A 603-nucleotide genomic window follows, 5' to 3' on the forward strand; every position below is an offset into this window, starting at 1 on the left:
AAATATTAACCAACAAAACCGGAGCTAAAATGAACAAAAAACAACTAATTGCTAAGCTTTCTGGCTCATTAAATTTGAGTAAAGCAGATGCTGAGCGAACTTTTGATACAATTACCAACACTATTTTAGATGCTCTAAAAGGTGATGACTCAGTAAAAATTGCTGGGTTTGGTACGTACAAAGTAGCAAAAAGAAAAGCAAGAGTTGGAAGAAACCCAAGAACAGGTGAGCAGATTCAAATTGCTGCTTCTCAAAAGGTAAAATTCTTACCAGCTAAAGCTTTAAAAGAAGTATTCAACAGATAATATTTTTTTTTAACAGCCCTAACGTTTTAAAAATACGTTCAGGGCTGTTACTATATGCAAAAACTGCATAGCCAATTTTCCTAATCAGCGTTAGTTTTAAAAATTAATAAAACTATAAGACACCACTTAAACAAGTGGAGGTCTAATGACTAAAATAATAAAAAAAATATCGGCACCGCTTCTTAGTTTAATATTTTTATTAAACATGAGTAGTGCAGGTATGGCAGAGACAACTGTCTCTGGAGAAGTTCAAGCGATATTTAACTCGCTTCTATTTTTAATTTGTGGTTTCCTTGTC

General features: G+C 32.8%; 1 protein-coding gene. It reads left to right on the plus strand.

The window, feature by feature from the left end; translation table 11 throughout:
* The first annotated feature begins 29 nt into the window (after positions 1-29).
* Positions 30-305 (plus strand): HU family DNA-binding protein, encoded by a 276-nt coding sequence (locus AMN88_RS01720; protein ID WP_023853992.1) that lies wholly within the window; start codon positions 30-32, stop codon positions 303-305.
* Positions 306-603 lie beyond the last annotated feature (298 nt).

This window comes from Candidatus Pelagibacter communis (genome assembly GCF_001180165.1).
Classification (GTDB): Bacteria; Pseudomonadota; Alphaproteobacteria; order Pelagibacterales; family Pelagibacteraceae; genus Pelagibacter; species Pelagibacter ubique_P.